Here is a 25,480-nt window from a genome sequence, read left to right as displayed (position 1 = left end):
AACTCGCTTCCACATTTCATGATGTCTAGTTCCAGCGAGTAGCCCCTCGAGGTCATAAGCCCAATGCCAATAAAGGTAAAAAGCAACCTTTTTTGTCATTGTTCTTATGCTTGTCGGGGCTGACCAACTCGCTTCCACATTTCATATATACTACGTCATTCTCTCCTTTTTTGTGTATGGCCATTCGGGTTTATCTATAGAAAGTGAAAAAGTAGGGTACAGGTTTTGGGATTTGTGACATATATATTAATTAAGTAGTTATAAGAAGGATGTGAGTGATGATGTTTATTCGCAACCAAAACATCATTCAAGACATGTTTACACATTATCAAATACAACCAGCTGAATTACTTCAAGTACAGTCATATTACATGTTTTGGCAGCGGAATAGGGTGTATTTTCTTGCACCTATTGGAAATTTAAAAGAAGATGATTTGCAAGAAATGAAAAGCTTAAGTGATTTTATGAGCTCAACTGGAGATCAATCGGTCGCAACCTTTGTTCAAAATGTTCAAGGGTATTATGTGAGTAAGATTGATGGAAATAATTATTCATTATTTAAAAGTAACAGACAAAATGAACGCAGTAATAATAACGGTGAAGAACTGGCAATTTTTCATTTAAGAGGGAAAAAATATTCAGGTGAATTGAAAAGATTAAATAGGATCGGGAAATGGAAGAATTTATGGGAAAAGCGTTTAGAGCAGTTAGAAAGATTTTGGCAAAGTAAAGTGAATAGTCATCCTGAAAATTTTTTCGAACAAATATTTATTGAATCTTTTCCTTATTATCTCGGAATGACTGAAAATGCCATTCAATATGTTGTAGATACAGAACTAGATGATATTCCTCAAATTGTTGATGCAGCAACAATTTGTCATCAAAAAATGACTGAAAGAAGACAGAAAGAAATTCATTTTGCGAAAGTACCGATTGAATGGATTTATGATCATCCAAGCAGAGACCTTGCAGAATGGGTTCGGGATGAATATTTAGAGAATCCCAGTAATCATCAAAAGAAAATCCTTTCATTTTTTTATGGTTATGAAAAGAAAAGTCCATTGTCTACTTTTGCGTGGCGTTTGTTATTTGCAAGACTTCTTTTCCCTGTTCACTATTTTGAAACAATTGAAGGGTATTACTTGGCAAAAAGCGATTCGGATCGAAAAAGGTATGAACGTAAGTTAGTTAATTATCTTGAAAATACTAACGAGTTCGAAGCTTTTTTAGGTGGATTTTATGATTTAATCGGACTACCAACTGCTAAGTTAGGGATTCGCGAAATTAAATGGCTAAAGTAAAAGAGAGGGTGGTTATCCCTCTCTTTTAGTATTGAAAATATATTAGAATACTTGCTCTACTTCAATTACACCAGGTACTTCTTCTAATAAAGCTCGCTCAATACCAGCTTTTAGTGTAATCGTTGAACTAGGGCAGCTGCCACATGCACCTAAAAGGCGAAGTTTAACAATTCCATCCTCAATATCAACTAAATCAACGTCTCCACCATCACGTAGTAAAAACGGTCTTAATTTATCTAAAACTTCTTGTACTTGTTCTTTCATGTCCATTCATATCGACTCCTTTCACTAATTTTATTATAATCAGTTAAGAGGAAAAAATCTATTACAGAGTACTTTGTGTGTTTGAAATTATTTTAGGACACACATTTATTGTATGCTAGGAGGAGAAAATGAGTAATAAAATTTTAGTGGAAGTTTTTGGAGCTGAAGTAATATGTGCAAGTTGTGTAGGAATGCCATCATCAATTGAAACATTTGAATGGCTTCAAGCTGCACTTCAAAGAAAATATCCTGACTTAGCCTTTGATTTTCAATACATTGATATATTTAATGTAGAGAATAAAGAAAAAGAAGATTTCGCCAACCGAGTTAGAAATGATGAATTTTTCTATCCGGTAGTTTTAGTAAATGGAAATGTTGTTGGTGAAGGTAATCCAAGATTAAAAGATGTATATAACGCCATTGAATTATAATAAATTAAACCCCTTTACAAAAATATGTAAGGGGTTTTTTACTGCTATTGAAGCAAAAAATTTGAGTAAATGATTCTTTGCAAAAATTAAAATGTTTTAATAAAATTCAATATTTTAGGTAAAATGCAAGGGATAATCATGATAGAATAGAAGTGTAAAATAAATAAATTACAATTTTTGGCATATATATAGAATTGGGAGGAGGGGTGGAATGGTTGCGATCAGTTTATTTGTAATTGGAGTTTTATTAATTATCATCGAAATGTTTTCATTAACCTTTGTATTCTTATGGATCGGTATTGCGAGTATTCTAGCATCAGTTGTAAGTTATTTAACAGGATCAAACACCTTTACTTTTATCGTTTTTGTTATTAGTGCATTAATTTTGTGGCTTAGTACTAAGAAATTTGCAAAAAGAATCCACCAACAAAAAACGATCGAAAATGGAGTATATGCTTTAGTTGGTAAAGAGGTCGTTGTAGCATCTGTTGAATTAAATGATGATACAGTAGGTACGACCAAAGTTTATGGTGATGAATGGACAATCCGTTCTACAGAACCATTATTTATAAATAAAAAGGTAATTGTAACAAAAATTGAAGGTGCAACTTTATACGTGAAAAATAACTAATTGAGGAGAAATGTTATGTCTGATGTAGGTTCTATGGTTGGTCCAATTATTATTGGAATTATTGTTTTATTTGTTGTTTTACTTTTGTTATCTAGTATTCGCATTGTTAGACAATCTGAAGTGTATCTAGTGGAACGATTAGGGAAATTCCATCGTAAATTAGAGAGTGGAATTCACGTTGTCATACCATTTGTTGAACGCGTAGCTAGTAAAAAAACTTTGCGTGAGACTGTGGTAGATTTCCCGCCACAATCGATGATTACAAAAGATAATGTTAGTATCCAAGTAGACTCAGTTGTCTTCTATCAAGTAACTGATGTTGTACGACATGAATACGAAATTGCTAATCCACTGTCTGCAATTTCTAATTTGACAGCTACTACTTTACGTAACTTAATAGGGGAATTAGATTTAGATGAAACTTTAACAAGTCGTGATACTGTTAATAATAAACTCCGTGCTGTTCTTGACCAAGCAACGGATAAATGGGGTATGAAAGTAAATCGTGTAGAGATCCGAAATATCATTCCACCAATTGATATACAAAATGCGATGGAGCGACAAATGCAAGCAGAACGTACTCGTCGTGAAAAAGTATTAAATGCACAAGGTGAAAAAGAATCAAAAATCCTGAAAGCAGAAGGAGAAAAGCAATCAAAAATTCTTGAAGCTGAAGGGGAACGTTTAAGCCAAGTTGAAAAAGCTCGAGGAGATAAAGATTCTCAAGTTTTACGTGCTGAAGGGGAAGCAGAGGCAATCATTAAACTTGCTGAAGCAAAAGCTAGAGGGGAACAACTTGTGTTAGATGTTTGGAGAAATGCAGAGCCAACTAAAGAAATGGTTCAATTGCGTTCAATGGAAGCTTTAGAAAAAGTAGCTTATGGTCATGCATCAAAACTTGTTATTCCGACAGACGCTACAAAGCTTCTAGGTATGGTTGAAAGTGTAAAAGAGGTTATTAAATCTGATAAAACAGAATAAAAAAAAGCCCCTTAGCCATTTTGTTAAGGGGCTTTTAAGTATAGCTAAAAAGATGATTAGTTAATCAACCATTGTGGTATTTATACATCCATAAGATTCCGGATTTAATTAATCTTGGAACACGACCGATTAGTGGGCGTTCATTGAATAGTCCAAAACCGTGTTTTTTACCTAATGAGCCCATAATACCTTTTAGTTTTATTTTAGGCATTACTTCTGGAAGGTCTTCACCTTTCCATTTTTTTTGTAGAACCATAACGATTTGTTCTGCTTGAGCTTCCGCAAGTTGTGCAGAAGGTGCATATGGTAATGAAGCACAATCTCCAACTACATAAACATGCTCATCGTCTGGTAAATGATGATATTTCGTTACAACGACTCTTCCTGTATTGTCTTTTTCTACGTCTAAATTGCGGACAACTTCAACAGGTTGAATTCCCGCTGTCCAAATAACAGCGTCACAATGAATCTTGTCATCATGATTAAATAAAGTATTTTTCTCTACTTTTGTAATGTTAGAATTGCTAACAATTTTTACATCGTGCTCAATAAACCAGTTTTGAACATAATAACTAAGTTTTTCTGGAAACATTGATAAAATTCGGCTTCCACGATCAAAAAGTAAAATTTCTAAATCGCTTCTACTTTCTCTTAGCTCACTAGCTACTTCTACTCCACTTAATCCAGCACCTACAACACCGACTACTGAATTAGGAGGTAGACTGTTTACATTTTCATAAGCGTTTCTTGTTTTTTCAATTGTTTGAATACTATAAGTATATTCAGGTGCACCAGGTACGTTATGATATTTATCCTCACAACCTAAACCGATAATTAAATCATCATAAGAAACTGATTTTCCATTGCTTAATTCTACTTTCTTGTTTGCCGTATCAATTGTAGTAATATCTCCATATACAACTTTTAATTTCTCATGAGTTGGTAATGGTATTCTAATGTGTTGCTCTGGAACCGTACCTGCAACTAATGCATAATACTCAGTTTTAAAGCAATGAAAAGAATTTCGATCAATCAATGTGATATGAACATCCTCAGGCAAATCAGATGTTAATAGACGTGACAAAGCACGAATATTTCCATATCCGGCACCTAGTAATACGAGGTTTTTCATAGTTGATGTTCCCCTTTTGTTTTATTAGCGTTGAATGAAAAAATTTTTCTATTTTTCGACAATTATATTATATATATTTTATGTTAAAATAACAACGCTTAACTCTGTAAAATAACGCTCATTCCATATATTCTCAAAAGGTTGACGTTTTTAAAAAAAAAGAGTAACTTTATGAGGAGCAAGGAGTGAAAAAGAGTGAGACCATTAATCGAATTTTGTATAAAAAACCTAGCAGACGGTGCACAAAAGGCTTTAGAACAGCTTGAACGTGATCCAAATCTAGATATACTAGAATATGGCTGCCTTGGATATTGTGGAAAATGTAATCTATCACTTTTTGCACTAGTTGAAGGGGAAGTAGTAACTGGAGAAACGGCAACCGAGCTAGTAGATAATATTTATATTTTCTTAGAAGAAAATATGTTAATATAAGTAGCACTGTTAATAATTAACAGTGCTTTTTTATATGTTTCGAGCAATTTCTACAAAAGTTCAGTCGTAACTCGTTAACCATTCATCGACGATCCTCTTATTTAACCATTTAAAATACTCTTCTTTCGTTTAATCACATTAACAAATACAATTATAATTACGTAAACTATTTTAAAAAATTTAGCAAAATTGATGCAAAAAAATGAGCATTCACCTAAGTGAAGCTCTTAAAATGTTTCTATATCGAGAAACGGGGGATGTTCTTATTGTGCTCAATTCATTAAAATTTTATACTTGTATTAATAAAAAAAGTAAGGAGTCATGAAAATGAATTCTTTTCGTTATACAAAAATGCATGGATTAGGAAATAACTATATTTATGTTAATCTGTTTGAAGAAAATTTAAGAGAAGAAGAGCTGGCTAAACTTGCAGTCGAAGTTTCAAATATTAATACAGGTATTGGTAGTGATGGAATGATATTAATCTGCCCATCAGAAGTTTGTGATGTTAAAATGCGCGTATTTAATAATGATGGATCAGAAGCTAAAAATTGTGGTAATGGCCTAAGATGTGTAGCGAAATATGCATACGAACATGGAATTGTAAATAATACTTCGTTTAAGATTGAAACGATCAGTACAATTGTTGAAGCTACAGTACATGTTGAAAATAATATTGTTAATGAAGTAACAATAAATATGGGTAAACCAATATTCCAAAGATCTCTAATTCCAATGATTGGTGATGATCAGGAATATGCTAGAGACAGTATTTTATTTGAAGAAAAAAGCTATGAATTTTCTGCGGTATCGATGGGAAATCCACATGCTGTTTTTGAAGTAAGTGATATAAAAAAGGCACCATTAACAACTTTAGGTCCAATTGTTGAAAAACATGATTTATTTCCGGAGAGCGTAAATGTTGAATTTATCGAATGTTTGCCGCATAATGAGATAAATTTCGTTGTATGGGAGCGAGGTTCTGGCGTAACTCAAGCCTGTGGAACAGGAGCTTGTGCTGCAGCAGTCGCTATGATACAAGAAGGAAAATATAAACGAGATGAACCGATAACTGTTCACCTACAAGGTGGAGATTTACAAATTACTTGGTCTACTGATGGGGATGTATGGATGAAAGGCCCAGCAGTTACAATAACAGAAGGCATATACTATACTAAAAGAGGAGTGAAATAAATGATTACAGTTACTGAACAAGCAGGTTTAAAAATTAAAGAAATGATTGAAAACGAAGAAGACAAAAACACTTTTGTTCGCTTAGGTGTTAAAGGTGGAGGTTGCTCTGGACTTTCATATGGACTTGGTTTCGATCCACAAAAAAACGACGATGACACAGAATTAGAATATCATGGCATTAAGTTTTTAATTGATAATGAAAGTGCTCCTATTTTAAAAGGAGTTGTAATTGATTTCAAAGAATCATTACTAGGTGGCGGATTTACAATCGATAATCCAAATGCAATTGCATCATGTGGTTGTGGTTCTAGTTTTAGAACAGCTACGAATGCAGGTACTCCTGAAGAGTGCTAATTCAGACTACCTGAAAACATTCTTTAGTCAGTCTAAATTTCAATATTTTTGAACTAAGATTACGCACTTATAGGATACTTTTGTATCCTATTTTTTCTTTTAAACAACTTAGGCTAAATTCTTAATTGTTAATATTTTTACAAATTCACGGGAAATTGTTGAATCTTTTTTGAAGTTGTGTACTATTATATAGTGTAGATAAAAATTGAATTGGTTTTTTAAGGAGTTGGTTGTGAAGTAGTTCACGAATTATGGTGTATATTGTTCAATATATCACAAGTGATTCTAAAAAAGACTGCCTTAGAAAATTGAAGGACCTGGAAGTACTTTTGCAGTTGGATCAATATGCGATGTATAAATGCTTGTCATCTATTATAGAATAATATCATATTTTATGCAGAAAAATTGAGGTGTGGCCAAAAAATAACCAATTTAGCTTAAAATTTCGAGAATTCTACAGATTAGATTTATCTTGAAATCTTATACAAAAAACTTTAATATTGTTATAGGCAAATTGTTAACATTTTGTGACAATTTATACGAAATATTTAGACAAATATTCCTATATAATCATTTGCTTAACTTTATACTAATTTATAATGTATCAGATTGCTCACTATTGAGCTTAGTTATAAATTTAGAGATATGACAGCAAATTGTAGGTACTTAATATAATTTAAAAGGATGGTATGTATATCATGAACAAGCCTAAGATTGTAATCCTTGGAGCTGGGTACGGTGGAATTATTACTGCAACTCGACTTCAAAAAACATTATCTGCAAATGAAGCGGACATTACATTAGTAAATAAAAATAGTTACCACTACCAAACGACTTGGTTACATGAAAATGCAGCAGGTACATTACATCATGACCGTACACGCCTTGACATTAAAGACGTGATTAACCCAAGTAAAGTAAACTTTATCCAAGATACTGTTACTCAAATTAAACCAGAAGAAAAGAAAGTTATTCTTTCTAACGGCGAATTAAACTACGACTATTTAGTAGTTGGACTTGGTTTTGAGTCAGAAACATTTGGAATTAAAGGTTTAAAAGAACATGCATTCTCAATCGCAAGCATTAATGCTGCTCGTCAAATTCGTGAGCATATTGATTATAGCTTCTCTAAATATTACAATACACCAGTTGAAAAACGCGATGAGTTATTAACAATTATCGTTGGTGGAGCTGGATTTACAGGTATCGAATTTGTTGGAGAACTTGCAAACCGCGTACCAGAACTATGCAAAGAATATGATATCGATCGTGATTTAGTTCGTATTATCTGCGTAGAGGCTGCTCCAATGGTATTACCAGGTTTTGATCCTGAATTAGTTGACTATGCTGTTTCTCAATTAGAGAAAAAAGGCGTTGAATTTAAAATTGGTACAGCTATTAAAGAATGTACTGAAGATGGAATCATCGTTGCTAAAGGTGATGTAGAAGAGAAAATCAACTCTGCAACAGTTGTTTGGGCTGCAGGTGTACGTGGAAATGCATTAGTAGAGCAAGCTGGCTTCGAAGCTATGCGTGGACGTGTAAAAGTTACAAAAGATATGCGAGTTCCAGGATATGATGATGTATTTATCGTTGGTGATTCTGCTTTATTAATCGACGAATCAAGTAACCGTCCATACCCACCAACAGCACAAATTGCAATCCAACAAGGATTTAACGTTGCACATAACTTAGCTGTATTAGTTCGTGGAAAAGGTGAACTTGAAGAGTTTACACCGGACATTAAAGGTACAGTATGTTCATTAGGACATGATGATGCAATTGGTGTAGTTTATGGTAAAAAATTAACTGGTTGGAAAGCTTCATTTATGAAGAAAGTAATTGATAACCGTTACTTATTCTTACTTGGCGGACCAATGTTAGTTCTTAAAAAAGGTAAATTAAACTTCCTATAAGCATATTAGCTCGACTTAAGTCGGGCTTTTTCTTTGTATATTGATTAAATTGGCAGTGGTGAAGAATTCTAGACGTAGTTGCCTATTTTAGGCATTAAGTTTAAAATAGGCAACTACGTTCTCTATCATCGCCTAAAAGCTCGCCAATAGATGATTTTTCTTTATTGTAAAGGTGGTCATAATTAGATGAGTAAAAGAAGCAATGTATGGCTAGGAGTAGCTGGTTTAGTGAAAGACTCTAACGGAAGATGGTTAGTTGTAAAGAAAAAATATAGTGGATTAAAAGGTTTATGGTCTTTACCAGCAGGTTTTGTAAAACAAGATGAAACTGTCGACCAAGCAGTATTAAGAGAGATTAAAGAAGAAACAGGCGTTAATGCAACCTTAATTGGGTTAATAGGTGTTAGGACTGGTGTTATTCGCGAAGAAATTAGTGATAATATGTTAATTTTCTTATTACAGGCAGATGATACAATGATAACGATTCAAGAAGAAGAGTTATCAGATGCCCGTTTTATTTCTGAAGAAGAGCTAATAGATGATCCAACATCTTCATTACTAATTAAATACTTAATTGAAAATCCTCCGAATAAGCCAATGGAAGTTGTAAAAGGCTTAAACCCAGGAGATCAATTCCAATATACTACCTATCACTTTATTAAGTGATTTTTTAATGGTTTGAATTTTTAGAAAATTGACGATAGGACAAGAAGGTTTTACACTGTATATAGAAAAAATGTGGGGTGTTTTTATATGGTGATGAGTATTCCAGTTTTACTAATTTCAATATTGCTATTTTTCGTATTAGCCTTTGGAATCGGTTTCCTAGCTAATATGCTTTTTCGAACAACTTGGTTTATGGTAGTAATTTATCCACTATTAATCGTTATGATTGTGGACAAGATTAGTACAGTAAAATATTTTACGAATACTTCTGCAGCTTTTGAGACATTAAAAACAAATCTAATGTCAGTAGGAACTGGTGATATTGTTATTTTAACAGCTGGTTTAATAGGTGCAATTATGTCAGGTGTAGTAATCCTGTCATTAAGAAAAAATGGATATCAAATGTTCTAACTTTCTCACGTATGAGAAAGTTTTTTTTATATTTTTTTTGTTTTGGGGAAAGATGAAAAGATGAAAAGGAGTGAAATGATTCATTGGGTATAAATAAAAAATTATTTAGACATATTATTTTATCTATTTTATTCATTATTGCTTTGGTTTCTTCTTTAAAAATCCTTGCAAATATTCAAGTCGCAACGATAAAAGGATGGTTTAGCGATTCAATTGCTATAAATAAAGTATTTGCAGAAGAAAATAAAACGATCACAAATGAGAGCATAATGATTACGATGGCAAAAAACATCGAACATAATACGAATTGGAATAATTATAAAAAGATAACAGTTACAGCAACTGGCTATACAGCCGGAAGGGAATCAACGGGAAAAAGTCCTAAAGATCATTCATATGGAATTACTTACTCAGGTGTAGAAGTAAAAAGGGATTTATTTTCAACCATTGCAGCCGACTTAAACGTATTTCCAATCGGAACGATATTATTTATCCCAGGGTACGGATATGGAGTAGTCGCAGATAAAGGTGCAGCAGTTAAAGGAAATCATTTGGATTTATATTTTCAGACAGTTGGAGATGTATTTGAGCATTGGGGCAAGAAGAAATTAAATGTATATATCATTAAACAAGGTAATGGACGGTTTACAGAGTCTGATCTAAAGGAATTAAATGAGCAAAATTCATTACAAGTATTCAGGCAGCAAACAAGAAATTAGGTGAAAAATGGATAATGTCAAAAACAAAATATAGTTTAATCATTCATGCACCAATTGAAGCGGTATTTGAAGTTGTTGATTCAGATGCTCATATAAAAGAGTGGATGGAAGGATTTATTGAGAATACTTAAAAGTTAAAAGAAGGTGGAAAAATTCAAGAATATGATGGAGAAATCATTTCTTATTTACCACCAAAAGAGTTAGGAGTTCGCTTAAAGCATTCAAGTTTTACAGTTGAGGCAATTTATCACTTTTTTTCTGTAGCTACTAATCAACCCAGTTTAGATTACGAATGTAGGTTGGAAATGCATTCGATTGCAGCTAAAATGATGGGCTTTTTATTCGGTTGGATTTCAAAACGAATACTCATAAAACAAATGAGTAGTTTAAAAGAGTATGCAAAAAAAGCGATTTGATGGTGTACTATAAAATCATGCCCCTTGCATATTAAAAGCAAGGGGTTTACAACGTTATTTGGATATTTGTTTTGATTAAAAGGAAAATCTTTTCATTATCTCGAATTTAAAATAAGTAAAATTTTTAATAAAATAGAATTTGTTAAACAGAAATTTTTTTTCAAACAAGTATGACGAAAACAGATTTTGTTTATAGCAGGTCAGCTTTAATCGAGAGGCGGAGGAGAAATGGAAGAGAAAATGACATTAATGCATGCTTTAGGCATGACGATAGAGTCAGTTGAAGAAGGAAAAGTAGTAATGAAAATGGAAGTAACGGACAAAGTACATCAACCATTTGGATATTTACACGGTGGAGCTTCGGTTGCTTTAGCTGAAACGGTTGCGAGTGTAGGGACGTTTTCGATGATTGATCAAGAGAATCAACTTGCTTTTGGCTTGGAAATAAACGCAAATCATTTACGTTCTGTTCGTGATGGTGTCGTAACTGCAATTGGAACTGCAGTACATACAGGTAAAACGACAATGGTTTGGGATATAAAAATTTATTCAGAAGATGAGCAGTTAGTTTGTATCTCGAGATGTACAGTAGCGATTAAAGATAAACGAAATTAGCTCTTATGAACTGTTAAATTACAATTGTAATTTTGCAGTTTTTTTTTTGACTCTAAAAAAGAAAAAAATAGAAACTCATCAATTTTAGCTTAAACTTATGGTAAAATAATTAAGTTGTGTATATAAAAATTCGAAGATAAGTGAGACATCCTCTAATTAAGATTTTTCTTGAGATAGAGAAGAAAGGAGACATTCGATGAAAAATATATATTACACAGGCTTTAATGCACTTTTATCAATTATTATGTTTACGGTCGCCATTACATTAAACTTCTTTCAAATGACTATAAACTTTTTATCAGTATCTGGTATTCTACAACCACTTACAGATCTACTTCCAGAGAAGGAAATTAGAATCCTTACATTTCTAGGCATAGCATTTCTTTTCTATTTAGTTTTGAGTGGATTCAAATTAATTTCTGAAATGATCTGGCAATTTGCGCTACTACTATTCTCAAAAGACAATGAAGGCGTAGACTTATTAGCATCTAAGAAATATTCTTTTGTCTTTTTAATAGGTGGATTAATTGCTATCTTTTTAAATAAATCTTTAGTGTATATTGCTATTATTCTACTATTATCAGTAATTGCATTTTATATTTTATTTTTAATAAAGCAACGATCTAACTATACAATTGTTGGAATCATTGGGTTTATAATGATCCAATTAATCATGTGGGGATTAGTAGGAAGCGGTGTAGTATACGGGGCATTTACAGTTTTAGCTAAATTTAAAACTTCAATGCCATTTTAAAAAAAGTAGCACTTTTGATGATTTCAAAAGTGCTACTTTTTTGTTTATAGATTAATATAATTTGCCATTCACAACGATATTTTGCCATATGCGTTGAGTAGGTGGGTAAGAATAGTTTTTTGGAATTGGAATTCTTTGTTTATCATTACCAATCCATGTACCTATTGTATAATTCGAAGTTAATCCCATGAACCATAGATTCGTATTATCGTTAGTTGTACCTGTTTTACCGCCTATATAGTTTAACGGCATATAGATATGTCTAGCAGTACCATTTTTCACGACAGAGTTTAACATGCTTCTCATTGTTTCGTTCGTTGATGGATTGTATACACGAATTGCTTTTGGCTCATTCTCATATAATACGGTACCATCTCTTAACGTAATTTTTTTAATAGCAGTATTTTCATAGAATACCCCATTGTTACCAAATGTAGAGTATGCATCTGTCATTTCTAATGGCGACATACCAACATTAAAGCCACCAAGAGCACGACCAAGCTCTATACGATCTTTATTTGTAATCGTTCTAAACCCGAACTTATCTAAGTATGAATATCCTACACGTGGTGTAAGTTGCTCATATAATCGAACTGCAGCTGTATTATATGAATTCTGCATAGCAGTACGTAGGGTTACATCTCCGTATTCTTTTTTACTATCATTTTTAGGACAATACGTGCCTTTACAGTAGTTATCTGCATTTACTTTTGTATCTGGAGTAGCACCAAAAGTTTCGATATATGGCGCATAAACTAGTATTGGCTTAATAGTTGAACCTGGCTGTCTATATGATTGGAATGCTCGATTTAGATTGTGAGGTTCATAGTTTCTTCCCCCAGAAATTGCAATAATTTCATGTGTATCATTTTTTACGACAACTGCAGCGCCCTGCGTATTTGTTGAGATTGTACCTCGATTCACTGCGCTGACTGTTGCTTGTTGAACTGATGGATTTAAGCTTGTATAGACTTTTAAACCTTGATTTTGTAAATACAATGCTCTTTCTTGAAGAGTTTTTAATTTTTTCAATTCAGTTTGTTGTGCGACTGATAGTTTACCAGTATTAAATTTTCCTTTTTTACCAGCTAAAATACTCTTCAGTTCAGATTCGACGTAAGAATAGTAATCAGGATATTCCTGTGTTTTACTATCTTTCTTTAGTGTGATCTTTTCTTTCATAGCAGCTGTATACTGTTGTTCAGTAATTTTTCCCTGATCTCTAAGAATACCTAAGATTCTTTCTTGACGTTTTTTAGCATTATTAAAGTTTCTCAACGGATCATATAAAGTTGGGTTATTTGGAATTGTACATACAAAGGCTGTTTGAGCAATACTCAAATCTTTTGCCGATTTGCTAAAATATGCTTTACTTGCAGCTTCAATTCCATAGTTTCGATTTGCAAAATAAATTGTATTAATGTACATTTCTAAAATTTCATCTTTAGAGTATTGCTTTTCAAGTTGTAAAGAGATTTGAATCTCTTTCATTTTGCGCTCGACTGTACGCGCTTGAGTTAAATATAAATTTCTTGCAAGTTGCTGTGTAATTGTACTAGCTCCCTGTTCTATTCCACTATTCGAAACATTCACCATAAATGCCCTAGCAACTCCAAATAAATCAATACCCTTATGTGAATAAAAATATCGATCTTCGGTAGAAATAAAGATATCTTTTACTAGTTGCGGAATATCACCGCTTTTTAAATTAATTCTATTATCACCAGAAGCAGGAATATAAAAAGGATTATTATTACGATCATAAAATACACTGTTCTGTGATAAAGAAACAACAGGCAGTTCTTCTACCTTCTTTTTGGGAATATGTTTTGAGGTCTCATATGCCATCATAGCTTGCTGAGATGTGAAATAAAAGACAAGAAAGCTTATTATAATAATAATAAATCCAATAATTTTTTTCATAATAGCCCTCTATATACTTTCTATTTTTTAATTCGTTTAAAGAATTAAATAAACGAACGATATTATTTTAACACGATTTTTCAACTTGATGGGCATCTTATGTTATTTTTTACACAAATTGGTTGTATTAATAAATAAGGAATAAAGTTGAAAATAGGAAATTTGTCTTACTTGAATATTCGCTAATCATATAAGACAATAAGTAAAAATCAGAAAATTTATTTTTCTGGAGGTGAGGAAATGAAAGAGCAGTTCCTGTTTATTGATTTTGAATTTACAATGCCCGATGGAAAATCAAAAGGAATTAAATTTTTTCCGGAAATCATTGAAGTTGGTTTTGTAAGTGTCATTAATGATGAGATTAATCAAACATATTCTTCATTTGTTAAACCACTGCAATTTCCAATGTTATCCTCAAGATGCAAAAGGTTTCTCAATATTTCACAAGAGAATGTTGACCATGGAATACAGTTAAAAGAACTTGCAGAAATATTAAATGAATCGACAAAAAACTATCGAACCACTGTTATTACTTGGGGAAATATGGATATGAGAGTACTAAAACATAATTGCGAGGCTGCCAATATTTCATTCCCAATTCATGGGGAAGTAAGAGATTTATGTCTTGAGTACAAAACCTTCTTCGGCAACCAAAATCAAACCGGCCTTTGGAACGCAATGAAAGAGTATGGGAAAGATGGAACTGGAAATCACCACAAAGCACTAGACGATGCATTAACGACCTATCATATTTATAAATTAGTAGAAAAAGATAAGCAATATATGAAAAAGCCTGCACCAGCGACCTTAGGAGATTTAATTGATTTTTCTTTATTAAAGAAAAGAATATCTTCATACTAAAAACCAATTGATTTTAAATCAGTTGGTTTTTTATTCTGTTGAAATAGGAAATGAACCTTAAGGAAAGCGAGCATCCCGCAGGAAATCACCAAGAAACAACTTAATTATCATGAGAATCTTTTGGACAATACTTCATTTTACTTTGATTATTATAGAATACTTTGTATAATTGGCAATGGGGTGATGGGACTATGATGGAGTTTTTATATTTTCCTGAAGATAAAACTGAATATATACCTGCCGTTATTTCATTAATTATTTTTATGATCGGTGCATTTTTAACTTTTTATTTAATAAAAAGAGTATCGAAAAAAGAAGAAAAGCGAATAACAGACTTAATGGAATCGAAAGAAAAAAAATCATTACGTGAATAAAATATTTCAAAATGGGGACTTACTAAGGAAGGTCTCTTTTTTTTGGAGTTACATCACATTTTCATCACATTTTTGTGATAGATTATTTTTGTGAAATTATTAACTACAAATTACTAATCAGAACAAGGTACGTTTAAAACATTCATTTTATTGATCTAAAATGTAAGATCTGTTTTAATTTAGCAGAATCTTAGGAGGTATTACATATGAAAAAATTATTAAGTCTATTAATTGTAAGCATTATGATAACTACAGGCTGTTCTAATGAGAAGAAGGAACCCGTAGTTGAAAAACCAGTTGATGTAAATATACTTCTGCCAACATCAGATATTAATTTAAATAAAGAAATTACTATACGTGCTGAAGTTAGTCAAAATCATAAAGCTGTTTCTGACGCAGATGAAGTACAATTTGAAATTGGTAAAAATGGTGAAGATAGTATTGCTATGCTTGAAGCAAAAAATGGTGCTGATGGCATTTATTCGGCTACATACAAATTTACTAACCCTGGAGATTATTATGTAATTGCCCATGTTACTGCTAGGGATCAACATTCAATGCCTAAAAAGGATTTTAAAGTTCAAACTACCTCTTCAACTAGTAATAGTAATGGTGAAAAGAAAGAGCATGCATCTCACAGTGGAAACGATCATCATGGAGATGTAATGATTCACTTAATGGGTACTGAAAATATTCATGTAAATAAAGAAAATCTATTTACGATTCATCTTATGACGAATGATGAAAAACCATTAGAAAAAGCGAACGTGAGAATTGAAACATGGAAAGATGAGCAAGCAAAACATGACTATACTGATGCAAAAGAAGTCGCACCAGGTGAGTATGAAGTTAAGTATACCTTTAAAGAAAAGGGAACAAATACAGTAAAGGTTCATGTTGAAAAAGACGAATTACATGACCATACTGTAAAAGAGCTTACTGTAAATTAATAATAACCTTGGCTATCCTATCTCTGATGAATAGAAGGATAGCCTCTTTTATGGGGGGATATTTTGAAAAAGATTTCGATTTTCAGCACGATTTTACTTTTCCTATTTTGTACTGGTTGTGTGTCAAATGATTTGACACATATTAAGACTTCGGAAAATATCCTTATTTCAGTAAATAAAAAAGTAGGAAGTTTAACGTTCCTAAGTTTAGATGATTTACATAAAGTAACAGATTGGAATTTAAATAGAGATGTAAGTGGAGCGGTATTATTACATAGCGGTGATGATATTGCGGTATATCATCCAACAAATCCAAAAATAGATATTTATCAACTATCAACAGGGGACCATGTTGATTGTTGGAATGTAGGTACAGGAATTACTAATATAATTTCCTTAAAAAGTAAACGAGTGATTGCTGTCACAAATGGAGAAGAGAATAACATTACATTTTTTAACCATAACGGTAAGGTGCTTAAAAAAATTAAAATAGGTAGAAGTCCAATTTCTATGGTTGAAGATACGATTCATCATAAATTATATGTTAGCTTGTTTAACGAACGAAAAGTAATTGGTATTAACTTAAGTAGTTTTAAAATTGAACAAACAATCGAAGTGCCGTACACATCGGTCGGTTTAATTTTAAACAACGATTCATCAGAACTATTTGTTGGGGGACACGGAAATGGTGAAGAGGAAAATGAGGATGTAAAAATATATTCAACTATTACTGGTAAGCAACAAAAGTCTCTTCATACGCCATTAATGCCTATTTCGTTTTTTCAAAATGAAGACGGATTGTTTACGATCGCCCATGGTACAAACCAAATTTATAAACTAAATCCGAATGTTGTTAATCAGACAAATTTTATTGAAGTTGGTTCGAATCCATATACGGCTATTGGCTTTAAACATAGTGCATATGCAGCAAGCTATGATTTAAATAAGTTGTATCAAATTAATACGACAACGATGAAAATTGAAAAAGAAGTTGCAGTTGGAAGAGGACCTTTTCAATTATTGATAAGAGAGGGCTTAAGTCATGATTGAAAGAAAAATATTGATTGTTGATGATGAACAAGAGATTTGCCAATTGGTTGGAATGTATTTAGAAAATAGCGGATATAGTTGGGACGAAGCAAACAATGGGGAGTCGGCATTGTCAAAAATAAGTCAATCAAACTATGATTTATTAATTTTAGATATTATGATGCCCATAATGGATGGATGGACTCTTTGTAAAAAGATAAGAGAAACATCTAATGTGCCTGTGATTTTTTTAACAGCAAAAGGTGAAGAGTGGGATAAAGTAAATGGATTAAAAATGGGAGCGGATGACTATATTGTAAAACCATTTAGTCCTGGAGAATTAATTGCAAGAGTAGATGCAGTTTTAAGAAGAACGAAAAATACTGATGCTTCTGTGTTACAGATCGGACAAATCATAATAAATGAAAAGTCTAGGAATGTTTTTGTCGCAAGCAAACCTATATCACTTACTTTAAAAGAATATGATTTACTTCTCTTCTTTTGTAAGCATCAAGACCAAGTTTTTAGTCGCGAACAAATTTTAGAAAAGGTTTGGGGTTTCGATTATTTTGGTACAGCTAGAACAGTTGATACACATATAAAAACATTAAGAATTAAATTAGGACAGGATGCAGATTATATTTCTACGGTTTGGGGTGTAGGGTATAAATTTGGGATAAACGGATGAGGAAATTAATCTATTCATTATCGTTTTTACAAAAGCTTTGGTTAACGATTTGTTTAATCGTAATTTGTACAACAATCTTTTTCTTTTTAATGTTTCAGTTTGCCTATAAGCAATTATATGTTTCATATGTTCGTTCCACTTTAATTCAAGAAGGTACAAGTTTAGTCAAACATTATCATAAAACGAATAATGTTAATGACTTTTCAGAGTTTGTTTCAAAATTTGATGCTGTTTCAAATGCCAATGTTTTATTTATTAGTAATCCAAGAGATTTAAGTGCATGTATCCCTTATAATGTTAGCCACGAATCTTTCATTACAGAAGATGATCGTGAAACTTTATTAAAAGGAAAAGTGATTACGAAAACCGGGTTCGAAAAAAGATTTAAGCATCAAATAATCGGTGCTGTAGTTCCGGTTGTAAAAAAAGAAAAACTTGAAGGGATTATTTATTTACACTTGCCATTAAGAAGTGTTACTGAATTAATTCGACAATCAAAATGGATCTTTATGGTAAGTACATTTTTATTTGCTTTTGTTATTCTTTTAATTGGCAGAAGAATCATAAAACAAATGATTAAGCCTTTATCAAGAATGGAGCATATATCTTATAAAATGGCAAATGGTGATTACACTGAACGTATCCATTACAATAGTGGTGATGAAATAGGAAAACTCGCGACTGCGTTTAACTCAATGTCTGATTCTTTGCAAAAAGAAGATGAAAATAGAAAAGAGTTTTTAGCCAATGTTTCTCATGAATTAAGAACACCATTAAGTTATGTTAAAGGGTATAGTGAAGCCATATTAGATGGTGTAATAAAACAAGAACAACAACTTAAATATGTTGGTATCATTCAAAAAGAGGCTAGTCGGATGCAAAGATTAGTTAGAGATTTACTTGATTTAGCTACATTAGATGGTCAGCAATTTCCACTTAATCAAGAACCTAACGTAATTGCGCAGCTGATTGAAGAGACAATCGAAACATATTCGCAGCTCCTCATTAAACGTAATATTAAAATTCATAAGAATTTAGATGAGACGATTATTGCAAATGTTGACCCAGATCGCTTCCAGCAAGTAATCCATAATTTACTTGATAACGCAATCCGTTATACACCTTCAGGTAAAACAATTTATATTACTCTTTTTCAAGATAAACAAGTCACTTTGGAAATATTAGACGAAGGAAAAGGGATCCCGTCTGAAGAGATTCCGCATTTAGGAGAAAGATTCTATCGGGTCGATAAAGCAAGATCTAGAAATGAAGGTGGAACCGGGTTAGGACTTGCGATCGTAAAGCAAATTATTGAGCAACACAATGGTAAAATAAAATTCATGAATATAGATGGCAGCGGCTTAAAGGTAATTGTTACTTTGCCGATATTTGAATTAGAATAAATGCGAAAAGAGTCCATTATCGTGGACTCTTTTTCTTATACAAAATTTGATATACGTTCATAAATATGTTCAGGAATTTCTTCTGGAATTAAGTGCCCTGCTTCTGGATAAGTATATAAAGTTGAGTACCTTAAATCGCGATGCAATCTTTCCCCTACTTCTAATGGAACGACTTTATCCTTTTCACCCCAAATTAAAAGTGTAGGTACAGATATATTTTGTAAATCTTCTGGACTTAAATCACCTTCTCGATCACGAATCATCTTTGTTAATGCTCTAAAAATTTCATCTCGCAAAAAAGGTTCCTTGTATCCGTTAATCATCTCATCATCGATTAACTTCTGATCATGAACAACTGAAATTAGTGAATTCATAATACCTTGTTTAGCTAAATGCCTTTTTATATATAGATAGAAAAAAGGGAAATAAGATGAAATAATCAAATGTGGATTTGCCCTTCCTAAATAACCTGAGCTACATAATAAAACCACCTTTTTAACAAGCTCCGGTGCTTTTTTCGTTACATATAAAGCAATTTGACCACCCATAGAATGTCCGACTAAATAAATGTTTTGCAGATTTAAATGATTTACAAGAGAGATCACGACATTCGCAAAGTTATCATACGAATATTTAAAATTTAAATGTTTTCCACTTTTACCAAATGGGGGTAAGTCAATGACAACAACTACATGATCTTTTGAGATAAAAGGGATTAGTCTCCGGAAACTGAAGCAAGATGATAAAAAACCGTGAATTAATACAAATACTTTTGAATCTTGCTTATTGCTATTATGGTATCCGTAAAGTTCATAATAAACATCAAGTCCAGAAACCTTATATGTTGACTGTATTGTTCTAGAATGATTCATCATCCAAACTCTCCTTATTAGATTTTTGGATTATTATGTCCAAACGGGAGGAATACATTCTTTAACTAAGTAATGCTCTGTATGTCACCATATGATTTGCAAAAAGCTAAAATACTTTTAAATTATAAGTTTTTCGTCAATTCTAATAGAGACTGATTTTATTTAAAATAATTGAAATAGCCCAACCTTTAAAGTGACTATAATTAAGTAAAGGGATTTTTAAAGAAGTGCCATTTATGAGTGGAAGTAAGCAAACTTTAAAAGTTGGTCTGTGTGTGCTAAAATTTAGTTAGTGGAATTGAACGAAAATTAGGAGTGTTTTGAATGGCACAAAACTACAATATTGGAAAAATTTACACTGGTAAAGTAACAGGGATTCAAACGTATGGTGCCTTTATTTCACTTGATCACCAAACACAAGGACTAGTACATATTTCTGAAATTATTAATGGATATGTTCGAGATATTCGAGACTATATCTCTGTTGGGCAATTAGTAAATGTACGTGTACTGTCTATTGATGAAATGACAGGAAAAATAAGTTTGTCTTTAAAAGGAGCAAGTATCGATCAAGGATTTAATGGTGACGAGAACTTAAAACATGCAGCTAGACTATTAAGAGAGCTTAAACCAGATGGATTTAGCACCCTGCATAAAAAATTAAATGAATGGCTTCGCGTTGAGATGAAGAAAGAAAATATGACGAATTAAAAAGGAAGGGGATTAACCCTTCCTTTTTAATTTTTAGAAAAGTATAGATAGTAATGAGACTAATTTCGTCTGCAATTTATCTTACTTCATTTGTTTCAGGATGAGTTCCTAGCTCTTCTGAAGGTTTAAATAATAAGCCAAGGTTAATAAGTCCTGAAATACCAACGATACCATAAATAATTCGAGCAAAAGCAGAATCTGCACCACCAAAAATTGCTGCAACTAAATCAAATTGAAAAAATCCAATTAATCCCCAGTTTATAGCCCCAATAATTGTAAAAATAAGTGCAATACGTTGTAATGTACTCATATAGGTTAACCTCCTTTTTATTACCTTCTAACATAGCTTTCCTCATTTATTTTTGTTTATGTACTTAAAAACAAATCTCTTTTAACTTTTTGTTAATTTTTTCACATAAATATAGTTGCATTTACTTGCTTTCAATAATTTAATTAGGTACATTGTAAAGGTATTATAACTATTTAAGGAGGTTTGATGTATGACTTCTCATATTAAATTTGACTATTCAAAAGCGAAAATGTTTTTTCAAGATCATGAAATATCTTATTTAAGGGATGCAGTGAAATTATTTCACCATACAATTCATGAAAAAACAGGAGCAGGTAGCGACTATTTAGGATGGGTAGAGTTACCTAATGATTATGATAAAGAAGAATTTTCTCGAATTCAAAAAGCAGCAGAGAAAATTAAATCAGATTCAGACGTTCTTTTAGTAATTGGTATTGGTGGATCTTATTTAGGTGCACGTGCTGCCATTGAAATGTTACAACACTCATTTTTTAATATTGCTTCTAAAGAAGAAAGAAAAGCACCTCAAGTTTTCTTCGTAGGAAATAATATTAGTTCTACATATATGCACGATTTAGCTCAAGTTTTAAAGGATAAGGATTTTTCAATTAATGTTATCTCAAAATCTGGGACAACTACTGAACCAGCTATTGCATTCCGTATTTTTAGAAAGTTGTTAGAAGAAAAATATGGTGTTGAAGAAGCTAAACATCGTATTTATGCTACAACTGACAAAGCACGTGGGGCATTAAAAACTGTTGCAGATGAAAAGGGATATGAAACATTTGTAATTCCTGATGATGTAGGTGGACGTTATTCTGTATTAACTGCAGTAGGTTTATTACCGATTGCTGCAGCGGGTATTGATATTGAACAAATGATGAAGGGTGCACAAGATGCGTATAAAGAATACAACTCTTCAGAATTAGAAGATAATCAAGCGTACCAATATGCAGTTGTTCGAAATGTTCTATATAACAAAGGTAAAACGATAGAGATGCTTGTTAACTACGAACCATCATTACAATATTTTGGAGAATGGTGGAAACAATTATTTGGTGAGAGTGAAGGGAAAGATCAAAAAGGTATCTATCCTTCTTCAGCAAACTTCTCAACGGATTTACATTCACTTGGACAATATGTTCAAGAAGGACGACGTGATTTATTTGAAACAGTTTTATCTGTTGAAAATCCTCGTCATGAATTAACAATCGAACTTGAGGATAATGATTCTGATGGATTAAATTATCTTGCTGGAAAAACTGTCGATTTTGTTAATAAAAAAGCTTTCGAAGGTACGATATTAGCTCATGCTGACGGTGGAGTACCAAATCTAATTGTTTCATTACCTAAATTAGATGAGTATACTTTCGGTTATACAGTATACTTCTTTGAATTAGCTTGTGCGATGAGTGGATATTTACTAGGAGTAAATCCTTTTGATCAACCAGGTGTTGAAGCATACAAGAAAAACATGTTTGCATTATTAGGAAAACCAGGATTTGAAGAACTAAAAATGCAATTAGAAGAACGTTTAAAATAATAGTAAGGCAAAAGGACCGTTGTTAAATTTACTTTAACAACGGTTTTTTTATTGAAATTAAAATTATAATTCATGTTTTTACTTAATAAGAAAATACTATTGAAAAAGGAGGAGGTAAGTATGTATCCTTTAAAATCAAAATTAGAGAATGCAATATTTCCGCTTAATGAAATTGAGGGGAAATTAAAAAATCATGGATTTGTAATTGGAGCTAACTGGGAATATGATCATGGAAGTTTTGATTTATTAATGAGAGATGATGACGGGTATCAATATTTAAGATTACCTTTTAATGTTACTTCAGGTTCTTTAGATATGGATGGGGCTGTTATACAATTTGAGACACCCTTTTTATTAACTCATATTTATAATGAGGGGCTAGATGATAATGTTGGGATAGAGGGAAATTTAACTGGATCATTAAACCAGTTCCAAGAACCAATTGAGAAAGATGCAAAAGTTCCTAGAAAATATCAAATAAAAGGGTTTGAAATTCTGAAGATAATTGAAGATGAACTTTTGTAAAATAAAAGGAGCCAAATCTTTTGAATTGGCTCTTTTTTGATATCAATAATTAAGTCAGTAAAATAAGAAAATCATCTATTGTAATCTTAATATTTTTATCGGGTCTGATGATTGTTTGGTTATCACGAATGATTCCAATAATCATTTTATCGTTGTTTAATTCTTCAACTACAAGATTGAAATAAAATTTTCCAACCATTTTTTGTTCGACTTCCAATATTTTTACTGTAAAGTTTTCTAATTGATTTGTTAACTTAAGCACAACATCTGAGTATCCTCTATGCATAACCGAACCTGACATTACAAAGGATGTTAATAAATTTGCTTCAATTACTTCATTGGCACCGGCTCTTTTTGCGTTAATTACTTGATTTTTCGTTAAGATTTCTGCGATACAGTTAATTGATTGGTTAAGACCTTTTGTAGCGATGATTGTTAAGATTGTTTGCATATCTGCATCTTGCTCATTTTTATTTTGATCAGCTGTAATTAAGATTGTATTCGCAAATTTTATATTCGCTTTTTCTAAAACTGAGTCACTGGATGCAGAGCCTTTTATAAAGTGTACCTTTTCTAAATCGGGAGGTAATAATTTTAAGGTTTCATCAATTAATACAATATAGACTTGATTAGAAGATGCACGTAGTTGTTTAATAACATTTTTAACTCGTTCATTCCACCCTACTATTATAATATGGTTCTTTTTCGTAAATGTTAGTATTCCTCTGTAATCTGCGTCTTGGTTTCTAAAAGTTTGTGCCGCGAATGAAATCATATAATAAGAACCAAATCCAGTACCAAGTAAAATTAATATAACGGCAAAAAAACGTCCAACTGGAGATAGAGGCACGTAATCACCATAACCTACTGTAAATGTAGTTACAATTGACCACCACATACCATCCCAAACTGTAGGAAAAGTAAATGGCTCTGCGAAGTGGATGATTGTTCCGAAAATAGCTATTAACGATAATAATATTAAAGTAATTTTTAAAAGTGTATAGGATTTAAAATACATAGGTTGGTTACGAAATATTTTCAAGTCTATACCTCCATTACAATTTCGTAACACTTATTTTTACCAATAAGTAATAACTTATCACTACTATATACTTTCTATTTCAACTCCACGGATGTTTTCTATTTGTTCGATATCATAATAAATTTCAGTTGTTCTTCGTTTATTAAACACTAATAATTTCATTTGGACATAATGTTCATCATTAATTAGTCCTTTTATTTTTATATTCTTAACTGTAATATCTTGAGCGGTTATTTGGTCAATGACTATATTTATATTTTCTCTTCCTATTACTGTTAGCTTCAAACTTATATCTCTTTCTTTTAATCTTTTAGGGCCAAGTTTGTTAATTAAGTAAGGAATTAATTCAACACTTATAATTAATAAGCCTACTCCCGCCAGAGCCTCGACGTAAAAGCCAGCCCCAACAATTATTCCGATACCCGATGCGCCCCAAATCATCGCAGCCGTTGTTAATCCTGCTATTGTATCATTACCTCTTCGGAGAATAACACCAGCCCCAACGAATCCGATTCCTGATACTATTTGGGCCGGTAATCGTAAAGGATCCATTGTTATATTTAAATAATCACTTCCACGAAATGAATAAGCTGAACTAATCGAAACAATTGTTAATAGGCAACTCATAATTGAAATAACAAGGCAAGTCTTTAATCCAAGAGGTTTTCTTTTTAACTCTCTTTCTAGACCGATAACGGAACCTAACATTGCTGATACTAGTAATTTTATGAGGATATCTGGTTGAAGATCCATTTTCTAAACCCCTTTTCTATGTAGTTTATGGCTAATTCGACATTGCATATTACACTTCCTCCGTACTATAAATAATTTTTTTAAGATTTTATAAAAAAAATGAAAAAAGGGCTTGTCATAAACTAAATCGAGTGTTATATTTATATACGTCGCCAAGATGGTTCGACAAAAAACGAAATAACGTTTTAAAAAAATAAAAAAAATGTTGACTCGCTTTTAAAGAGATGTTAATATGAAAAAGTCGCAAATGACGCGACGATGTGAACTTTGAAAACTAAA

29 protein-coding genes are annotated in these 25,480 nt (G+C 32.0%); 22 read left to right on the top strand and 7 right to left on the bottom strand.

The window, feature by feature from the left end:
• Positions 1-302 precede the first annotated feature (302 nt).
• Positions 303-1,301 (top strand): spore coat putative kinase YutH, encoded by a 999-nt coding sequence (gene yutH / locus CN925_RS04720; RefSeq protein ID WP_098845120.1) that lies wholly within the window; start codon positions 303-305, stop codon positions 1,299-1,301.
• 42 nt (positions 1,302-1,343) lie between these two features.
• Here yutH and CN925_RS04715 read toward each other — a convergent pair whose 3' ends face one another.
• Positions 1,344-1,571, bottom strand: a complete 228-nt coding sequence (locus CN925_RS04715; protein WP_025671774.1) for a NifU family protein — start codon at positions 1,569-1,571, stop codon at positions 1,344-1,346.
• Between the two features lie 122 nt (positions 1,572-1,693).
• Between CN925_RS04715 and CN925_RS04710 the strand changes: the two genes are divergently transcribed.
• The 3 genes from CN925_RS04710 (at position 1,694) to CN925_RS04700 (ending at position 3,608) form a co-directional block, all read left to right on the top strand.
• Positions 1,694-1,996 (top strand): DUF1462 family protein, encoded by a 303-nt coding sequence (locus CN925_RS04710; protein ID WP_098845115.1) that lies wholly within the window; start codon positions 1,694-1,696, stop codon positions 1,994-1,996.
• A gap of 211 nt (positions 1,997-2,207) precedes the next feature.
• Positions 2,208-2,627 (top strand): NfeD family protein, encoded by a 420-nt coding sequence (locus CN925_RS04705; protein WP_098845114.1) that lies wholly within the window; start codon positions 2,208-2,210, stop codon positions 2,625-2,627.
• A gap of 15 nt (positions 2,628-2,642) precedes the next feature.
• A complete protein-coding gene (locus tag CN925_RS04700; protein WP_218937218.1) occupies positions 2,643-3,608 on the top strand; it encodes an SPFH domain-containing protein in 966 nt (321 codons plus the stop codon).
• A gap of 64 nt (positions 3,609-3,672) precedes the next feature.
• Here the strand turns inward: CN925_RS04700 and CN925_RS04695 are convergent, their stop codons facing one another.
• Entirely contained in the window at positions 3,673-4,740 is a 1,068-nt protein-coding gene (locus CN925_RS04695) for an NAD(P)/FAD-dependent oxidoreductase (protein WP_098845113.1), read from the bottom strand.
• 195 nt (positions 4,741-4,935) lie between these two features.
• Here CN925_RS04695 and CN925_RS04690 point away from each other — a divergent pair, with 195 nt between their 5' ends.
• The 9 genes from CN925_RS04690 (at position 4,936) to CN925_RS04650 (ending at position 12,217) form a co-directional block, all read left to right on the top strand.
• Positions 4,936-5,172 carry a YuzB family protein gene (locus CN925_RS04690; protein ID WP_098845112.1) on the top strand — a complete coding sequence of 79 codons (237 nt, stop codon included), beginning with the start codon at positions 4,936-4,938 and terminating at the stop codon, positions 5,170-5,172.
• Positions 5,173-5,499: 327 nt separating this feature from the next.
• Positions 5,500-6,366 (top strand): diaminopimelate epimerase, encoded by an 867-nt coding sequence (gene dapF / locus CN925_RS04685; protein WP_098845111.1) that lies wholly within the window; start codon positions 5,500-5,502, stop codon positions 6,364-6,366.
• Positions 6,367-6,720 carry a HesB/IscA family protein gene (locus CN925_RS21210; protein ID WP_098845110.1) on the top strand — a complete coding sequence of 118 codons (354 nt, stop codon included), beginning with the start codon at positions 6,367-6,369 and terminating at the stop codon, positions 6,718-6,720.
• A gap of 698 nt (positions 6,721-7,418) precedes the next feature.
• Positions 7,419-8,636: an NAD(P)/FAD-dependent oxidoreductase gene (locus tag CN925_RS04675; protein ID WP_142339186.1), complete on the top strand. Its 1,218-nt coding sequence runs from the start codon at positions 7,419-7,421 to the stop codon at positions 8,634-8,636.
• 186 nt (positions 8,637-8,822) lie between these two features.
• Positions 8,823-9,302 (top strand): NUDIX domain-containing protein, encoded by a 480-nt coding sequence (locus tag CN925_RS04670; RefSeq protein ID WP_098845109.1) that lies wholly within the window; start codon positions 8,823-8,825, stop codon positions 9,300-9,302.
• 93 nt (positions 9,303-9,395) lie between these two features.
• Positions 9,396-9,713, top strand: coding sequence for a YuiB family protein (locus CN925_RS04665; RefSeq protein WP_286138270.1), 318 nt, complete (start codon positions 9,396-9,398; stop codon positions 9,711-9,713).
• A gap of 83 nt (positions 9,714-9,796) precedes the next feature.
• Complete coding sequence (locus CN925_RS04660) at positions 9,797-10,432, top strand: 3D domain-containing protein (protein WP_286138269.1); 636 nt, start codon at positions 9,797-9,799, stop codon at positions 10,430-10,432.
• A gap of 644 nt (positions 10,433-11,076) precedes the next feature.
• Entirely contained in the window at positions 11,077-11,463 is a 387-nt protein-coding gene (locus tag CN925_RS04655) for a PaaI family thioesterase (RefSeq protein ID WP_286138268.1), read from the top strand.
• 196 nt (positions 11,464-11,659) lie between these two features.
• Positions 11,660-12,217, top strand: coding sequence for a DUF5366 family protein (locus CN925_RS04650; protein WP_098845107.1), 558 nt, complete (start codon positions 11,660-11,662; stop codon positions 12,215-12,217).
• A 51-nt stretch (positions 12,218-12,268) separates the two neighbouring features.
• Here the strand turns inward: CN925_RS04650 and CN925_RS04645 are convergent, their stop codons facing one another.
• Positions 12,269-14,140, bottom strand: a complete 1,872-nt coding sequence (locus CN925_RS04645) for a transglycosylase domain-containing protein (protein ID WP_098845106.1) — start codon at positions 14,138-14,140, stop codon at positions 12,269-12,271.
• A 240-nt stretch (positions 14,141-14,380) separates the two neighbouring features.
• Between CN925_RS04645 and kapD the strand changes: the two genes are divergently transcribed.
• The 6 genes from kapD (at position 14,381) to CN925_RS04615 (ending at position 19,445) form a co-directional block, all read left to right on the top strand.
• The gene (gene kapD / locus CN925_RS04640; RefSeq protein WP_098845105.1) at positions 14,381-15,001 is read left to right on the top strand and encodes a 3'-5' exonuclease KapD; all 621 of its coding nucleotides are present in this window, start codon (positions 14,381-14,383) and stop codon (positions 14,999-15,001) included.
• A 191-nt stretch (positions 15,002-15,192) separates the two neighbouring features.
• The gene (locus CN925_RS04635) at positions 15,193-15,375 is read left to right on the top strand and encodes a hypothetical protein (RefSeq protein WP_098845104.1); all 183 of its coding nucleotides are present in this window, start codon (positions 15,193-15,195) and stop codon (positions 15,373-15,375) included.
• A 206-nt stretch (positions 15,376-15,581) separates the two neighbouring features.
• A complete protein-coding gene (locus CN925_RS04630; protein ID WP_098845103.1) occupies positions 15,582-16,325 on the top strand; it encodes a FixH family protein in 744 nt (247 codons plus the stop codon).
• A gap of 63 nt (positions 16,326-16,388) precedes the next feature.
• Positions 16,389-17,375, top strand: a complete 987-nt coding sequence (locus tag CN925_RS04625; RefSeq protein ID WP_098845102.1) for a YncE family protein — start codon at positions 16,389-16,391, stop codon at positions 17,373-17,375.
• Positions 17,368-18,042, top strand: a complete 675-nt coding sequence (locus CN925_RS04620) for a response regulator transcription factor (RefSeq protein WP_098845101.1) — start codon at positions 17,368-17,370, stop codon at positions 18,040-18,042. Before CN925_RS04625 ends, CN925_RS04620 begins: the two co-directional genes overlap by 8 nt.
• The gene (locus tag CN925_RS04615; RefSeq protein ID WP_098845100.1) at positions 18,039-19,445 is read left to right on the top strand and encodes a sensor histidine kinase; all 1,407 of its coding nucleotides are present in this window, start codon (positions 18,039-18,041) and stop codon (positions 19,443-19,445) included. Before CN925_RS04620 ends, CN925_RS04615 begins: the two co-directional genes overlap by 4 nt.
• A gap of 35 nt (positions 19,446-19,480) precedes the next feature.
• On the opposite strand, the gene CN925_RS04610 is transcribed toward CN925_RS04615, so the two are convergent.
• Entirely contained in the window at positions 19,481-20,317 is an 837-nt protein-coding gene (locus tag CN925_RS04610) for an alpha/beta fold hydrolase (protein ID WP_483295167.1), read from the bottom strand.
• Positions 20,318-20,641: 324 nt separating this feature from the next.
• Here CN925_RS04610 and CN925_RS04605 point away from each other — a divergent pair, with 324 nt between their 5' ends.
• The gene (locus CN925_RS04605; protein ID WP_098845098.1) at positions 20,642-21,028 is read left to right on the top strand and encodes a CvfD/Ygs/GSP13 family RNA-binding post-transcriptional regulator; all 387 of its coding nucleotides are present in this window, start codon (positions 20,642-20,644) and stop codon (positions 21,026-21,028) included.
• Positions 21,029-21,104: 76 nt separating this feature from the next.
• Here the strand turns inward: CN925_RS04605 and CN925_RS04600 are convergent, their stop codons facing one another.
• Positions 21,105-21,338, bottom strand: a complete 234-nt coding sequence (locus CN925_RS04600) for a DUF378 domain-containing protein (RefSeq protein ID WP_056468643.1) — start codon at positions 21,336-21,338, stop codon at positions 21,105-21,107.
• Between the two features lie 190 nt (positions 21,339-21,528).
• Between CN925_RS04600 and CN925_RS04595 the strand changes: the two genes are divergently transcribed.
• Positions 21,529-22,881, top strand: coding sequence for a glucose-6-phosphate isomerase (locus CN925_RS04595; RefSeq protein ID WP_098845097.1), 1,353 nt, complete (start codon positions 21,529-21,531; stop codon positions 22,879-22,881).
• 120 nt (positions 22,882-23,001) lie between these two features.
• Positions 23,002-23,406 carry a YugN-like family protein gene (locus tag CN925_RS04590; RefSeq protein WP_098845096.1) on the top strand — a complete coding sequence of 135 codons (405 nt, stop codon included), beginning with the start codon at positions 23,002-23,004 and terminating at the stop codon, positions 23,404-23,406.
• Positions 23,407-23,455: 49 nt separating this feature from the next.
• Here the strand turns inward: CN925_RS04590 and CN925_RS04585 are convergent, their stop codons facing one another.
• Both CN925_RS04585 and CN925_RS04580 read right to left on the bottom strand, forming a co-directional pair.
• A complete protein-coding gene (locus CN925_RS04585; protein ID WP_098845095.1) occupies positions 23,456-24,448 on the bottom strand; it encodes a potassium channel family protein in 993 nt (330 codons plus the stop codon).
• A gap of 63 nt (positions 24,449-24,511) precedes the next feature.
• Positions 24,512-25,201, bottom strand: a complete 690-nt coding sequence (locus CN925_RS04580) for an MgtC/SapB family protein (RefSeq protein WP_098845094.1) — start codon at positions 25,199-25,201, stop codon at positions 24,512-24,514.
• Positions 25,202-25,480 lie beyond the last annotated feature (279 nt).

The sequence above is a fragment of the Bacillus sp. AFS055030 genome (genome assembly GCF_002574545.1).
Classification (GTDB): Bacteria; Bacillota; Bacilli; order Bacillales; family Bacillaceae_G; genus Gottfriedia.
The sequence above is the reverse complement of the archived record's forward strand: the minus strand, read 5'-3'. Positions and strand labels throughout refer to the sequence as shown.

Coding starts and splice junctions, on each gene's coding strand:
- CN925_RS04715 (WP_025671774.1), bottom strand. CDS start 1,571: ATGGACATGAAAGAACAAGTACAAGAAGTTTTAGATAAATTAAGACCG.
- CN925_RS04710 (WP_098845115.1), top strand. CDS start 1,694: ATGAGTAATAAAATTTTAGTGGAAGTTTTTGGAGCTGAAGTAATATGT.
- CN925_RS04705 (WP_098845114.1), top strand. CDS start 2,208: ATGGTTGCGATCAGTTTATTTGTAATTGGAGTTTTATTAATTATCATC.
- CN925_RS04700 (WP_218937218.1), top strand. CDS start 2,643: ATGTCTGATGTAGGTTCTATGGTTGGTCCAATTATTATTGGAATTATT.
- CN925_RS04695 (WP_098845113.1), bottom strand. CDS start 4,740: ATGAAAAACCTCGTATTACTAGGTGCCGGATATGGAAATATTCGTGCT.
- dapF (WP_098845111.1), top strand. CDS start 5,500: ATGAATTCTTTTCGTTATACAAAAATGCATGGATTAGGAAATAACTAT.
- CN925_RS21210 (WP_098845110.1), top strand. CDS start 6,367: ATGATTACAGTTACTGAACAAGCAGGTTTAAAAATTAAAGAAATGATT.
- CN925_RS04675 (WP_142339186.1), top strand. CDS start 7,419: ATGAACAAGCCTAAGATTGTAATCCTTGGAGCTGGGTACGGTGGAATT.
- CN925_RS04670 (WP_098845109.1), top strand. CDS start 8,823: ATGAGTAAAAGAAGCAATGTATGGCTAGGAGTAGCTGGTTTAGTGAAA.
- CN925_RS04665 (WP_286138270.1), top strand. CDS start 9,396: ATGAGTATTCCAGTTTTACTAATTTCAATATTGCTATTTTTCGTATTA.
- CN925_RS04655 (WP_286138268.1), top strand. CDS start 11,077: ATGGAAGAGAAAATGACATTAATGCATGCTTTAGGCATGACGATAGAG.
- CN925_RS04650 (WP_098845107.1), top strand. CDS start 11,660: ATGAAAAATATATATTACACAGGCTTTAATGCACTTTTATCAATTATT.
- CN925_RS04645 (WP_098845106.1), bottom strand. CDS start 14,140: ATGAAAAAAATTATTGGATTTATTATTATTATAATAAGCTTTCTTGTC.
- kapD (WP_098845105.1), top strand. CDS start 14,381: ATGAAAGAGCAGTTCCTGTTTATTGATTTTGAATTTACAATGCCCGAT.
- CN925_RS04635 (WP_098845104.1), top strand. CDS start 15,193: ATGATGGAGTTTTTATATTTTCCTGAAGATAAAACTGAATATATACCT.
- CN925_RS04630 (WP_098845103.1), top strand. CDS start 15,582: ATGAAAAAATTATTAAGTCTATTAATTGTAAGCATTATGATAACTACA.
- CN925_RS04620 (WP_098845101.1), top strand. CDS start 17,368: ATGATTGAAAGAAAAATATTGATTGTTGATGATGAACAAGAGATTTGC.
- CN925_RS04615 (WP_098845100.1), top strand. CDS start 18,039: ATGAGGAAATTAATCTATTCATTATCGTTTTTACAAAAGCTTTGGTTA.
- CN925_RS04610 (WP_483295167.1), bottom strand. CDS start 20,317: ATGAATCATTCTAGAACAATACAGTCAACATATAAGGTTTCTGGACTT.
- CN925_RS04605 (WP_098845098.1), top strand. CDS start 20,642: ATGGCACAAAACTACAATATTGGAAAAATTTACACTGGTAAAGTAACA.
- CN925_RS04600 (WP_056468643.1), bottom strand. CDS start 21,338: ATGAGTACATTACAACGTATTGCACTTATTTTTACAATTATTGGGGCT.
- CN925_RS04595 (WP_098845097.1), top strand. CDS start 21,529: ATGACTTCTCATATTAAATTTGACTATTCAAAAGCGAAAATGTTTTTT.
- CN925_RS04590 (WP_098845096.1), top strand. CDS start 23,002: ATGTATCCTTTAAAATCAAAATTAGAGAATGCAATATTTCCGCTTAAT.
- CN925_RS04580 (WP_098845094.1), bottom strand. CDS start 25,201: ATGGATCTTCAACCAGATATCCTCATAAAATTACTAGTATCAGCAATG.